The sequence below is a fragment of the Wolbachia endosymbiont of Nomada ferruginata genome (assembly GCF_001675785.1).
Classification (GTDB): domain Bacteria; phylum Pseudomonadota; class Alphaproteobacteria; order Rickettsiales; family Anaplasmataceae; genus Wolbachia; species Wolbachia pipientis.
Genome location: NZ_LYUY01000121.1, coordinates 1 through 3,160 on the forward strand (window position 1 = coordinate 1; position 3,160 = coordinate 3,160).

Below are 3,160 nucleotides of genomic sequence, written 5' to 3' on the forward strand. Positions count from 1 at the left end.
ATACCTAGCTATGAGTAGGGTTATGTTAAAGAGGGAATATGCTTGAATTTACTTGTTTCCGGACAACCTCTGAACAATATTCGAAAAATATTAAGACATGATACAGCTTTTTTATTTATAACTTCAACGCTATTAACATATACCATACCTTTAACTACCTGTAACTCCAAAAGCTTTGTTGGTACAATTGGTTCAACACGTTTAAGCGAAATATATGAAGCTGGTAAAACTTGCAAAGAAGTATTTTCTACTACCTTTGGTACTCCTCTTTTAGCTGCCTCTTGGAATATCTCAGTTAAAGTCTTAAGCTGACAAAACAGTTCTACCATTGGCACTATATATAGGCTCAATAATAGATTCGGTATATCTTTTTTTAGGGTGATGAGAACTGTCGGATGGACTCTAAGTTTATCTATGGTTAAAAATATTGCATCAGTACAAAAATCAAGGATTATTAGATTTACAATACGACCTTGATTACAAATATAATAAACTCCTTTTTTCACTTTTTCCCACATAAGTCTTGAATCATTCAACTTTGTTTCAAGCCAGTCTATGATCTTTTCTGTATTTAAGTATATGGATAAGAGATGAAATCTCTGTTTTTGATAAGTATTAGGCAGAATATGACGAGAACAGTTTTCACAAATAGCGTCATCACATGCTTCATCAAAGTCTGGATCAATGAAAATCTCATTGCTACAATTTGGATCAATTACATTTGGCCAATCAAGATGATCTTCTTCACGAGAACAAACAATATAGTACCTTTCTTGCATTTTTATTAATCCAAGATCAAATAAGTATCTTGCTGCTTTAATGTGATTTTGACTTAGATTAACCCAAGAACTATTTAAACTTAAAAGATCAGCAATTTGCTCGTGAAAGGATTTTAAGACCATAAGATTGTTCTATATGTTTCTTCAGTTCCTCTCTTTCCTTTTTATTGAGTGGATGCTCTGAATAATAAACTTCCCCACTTATTTTGAAAGAAAATGTTACCTTTTTGTTTTGGAACATTACTTTAGCTGATTGAATAGATTGTAGTATATTGCCAATAGATGACTTTAAAATATGTAACTCTGGTGCAATAGGATCATACGGCTTTACACTCAAAGTAAGATATGTATTACTATTTTTGAAATAATCTGACTTAAAATTTAACTCAAATATACAAATATTAGGGTCAGAACCCTCTATACATGCTTGAAGAAATTTATGCACTTGTAGTGGAAAGTTCTTATCCTGTATATTTACAAAAGTACATTCGCAGTTAAAATAACCACTTACAATACTATTTGCTATTTCCACAGCTTTATTAGTATTTTTAGCACAGAGATTAACCTTTGTACCATCAAGCGAAAAATCTAAAATCATCCACTCAGGTTTATGACCATGAACAACTTTGTTTGAATTAAGCAGTAAATCCATGTCACTTCCTCGACGTACAAACATATATATTCGATCTTGATGATGGAAAAAACCCTGCAACTGGTCATCATCCTTAAGTATCTGCTCTACGGCTTCTTGTGACATAAATTCCTTAAATGAAGTATTTATTTGTCTTGGTGATTTCTGTAGAGCAAATGATACGAAACCTTTCTTTTGTACTTTATCAAAGTGATAGACAAATTTTAGAAGTTTGCAATTTATGTGAAATAGTAAAAACAATAAGGATCTTTTATCATACTTAGTGTTATTTTTTATCAGGTATGATCTCATTAACTCTTGAGTAAGGGCAAATCTTGCTACTTCACTGACTGTAGCCTCAAGCTTTGTACGATCAAAGTAGCTAATGAGATAATAGTTAAAAAGAGAGTCAGAGTAACTGGTAAGTATCTTACGTTTTTGTTGAGTGGATCTATCGTCATAATCTCCGTCCTGAAAAAGTTGTCCATTTAAATGATTTTTAAAGCAATGCTGAAAAATGATGCTCAGTTGTTTACCAGAAAGGGAATCTAACCAAGATTGACGTATATTATAATCCTGAAAACGTTCTAGTAAAAGGTTGACCGGAACTTCTAAATCACTTTCCCAGAATTCGTAACTTGGATGAACATTCATACCATATTAAATAAGCTATATTATACATAATATGACAATTCAAGCAAAGATTTTTTGGACATAATTTTTTCAAATCTTGTATATTTAATTAGGGAGAATTTGTGTAAACTAGATAGCTTTCTTAAATGGAACATAAGGTGTGCATTGGTTTAGTTTAATAGAAGTCTCCTAACCTATAAAAAAATTCACAGGAAGAAAAACATGCAAAAAGGGGAATTAACTATTAATTGCCGTTATGAACCTCACAGGTTGGCGGGTACATATTTGGCAAATGCTTATGAACAATTATTGAAATGTAAAACAAAGGAGGTAGAAGAAAATGACAACGGTAAGCTTGTATGCAAGAGTTTCATCAAGACAACAGGCACAGGAGAATACAATAGAGAGTCAGATTGTAGAATTGGAGCGTCGCATTGGTAGTGATGGACATGAGTTATTAGATGAGCATAAGTTTGTCGATAATGGTTATAGTGGATCAAATTTAGAACGTCCTGGCTTAGAGAGTTTACGTGATAGAGTAGCAGAAGGTAAGATTGATAAGATATATATTCATTCACCTGATCGGTTATCACGCAAATCTGCATACCAAGCGCTCTTACTCGAAGAGTTTAGAAAAGCAGGTTCAGAGGTTGTTTTCTTAAATCATAAATTTGAGGATAACCCAGAATCTAATATGTTTTTAGGAATTCAAGGATTAGTAGCAGAGTATGAACGTGCAAAGATTATGGAACGTAATCGCAGAGGAAAACTTCATGCAGCTAAAACTGGCCGTATCAGTGTAATGAGTAATGCACCTTATGGTTATCGCTACATAGCAAAACATGTAGGTGAAGGAAGTGCTCAGTTTGAGATTAATGAAGAAGAGGCAAATGTAGTACGCAAAATATTTAATTGGGTTGGTCAAGAAAGAATAAGCATCAATGAAGTTATACGTAGACTTAGCGAGATATCGGTAATAACACAAACAGGAAAGGAACGTTGGAAAAGAAGTACTATCTGGAAGATGTTAAGAAATCCTGCTTAGAGGTTGTCCACAAACCAAGGAATACGTAGTATATAAAGAAAGAATATTGAGGTAAGAGATGAGGAAAAAATA

The 3,160-nt window shown here is 32.9% G+C and carries 3 protein-coding genes; 1 reads left to right on the forward strand and 2 read right to left on the reverse strand.

Features of this window, described 5'->3' with window-relative positions:
- Positions 1 to 20: 20 nt before the first annotated feature.
- Together BA053_RS05765 and BA053_RS05770 are read right to left on the reverse strand one after the other, a co-directional pair.
- Complete coding sequence (locus BA053_RS05765; protein WP_245611619.1) at positions 21 to 902, reverse strand: hypothetical protein; 882 nt, start codon at positions 900 to 902, stop codon at positions 21 to 23.
- Positions 868 to 2,064 (reverse strand): hypothetical protein, encoded by a 1,197-nt coding sequence (locus BA053_RS05770; protein ID WP_065095175.1) that lies wholly within the window; start codon positions 2,062 to 2,064, stop codon positions 868 to 870. Before BA053_RS05770 ends, BA053_RS05765 begins: the two co-directional genes overlap by 35 nt.
- A 319-nt stretch (positions 2,065 to 2,383) precedes the next feature.
- On the opposite strand from BA053_RS05770, the gene BA053_RS05775 reads away from it, so the two are divergent.
- Positions 2,384 to 3,088, forward strand: a complete 705-nt coding sequence (locus BA053_RS05775; protein WP_245611098.1) for a recombinase family protein — start codon at positions 2,384 to 2,386, stop codon at positions 3,086 to 3,088.
- Positions 3,089 to 3,160: the final 72 nt, after the last annotated feature.

Bases quoted from the DNA above. Each gene is read 5' to 3' on its own strand.
- BA053_RS05765 (WP_245611619.1), bottom strand. From the start codon at position 902: ATGGTCTTAAAATCCTTTCACGAGCAAATTGCTGATCTTTTAAGTTTA.
- BA053_RS05770 (WP_065095175.1), bottom strand. From the start codon at position 2,064: ATGAATGTTCATCCAAGTTACGAATTCTGGGAAAGTGATTTAGAAGTT.
- BA053_RS05775 (WP_245611098.1), top strand. From the start codon at position 2,384: ATGACAACGGTAAGCTTGTATGCAAGAGTTTCATCAAGACAACAGGCA.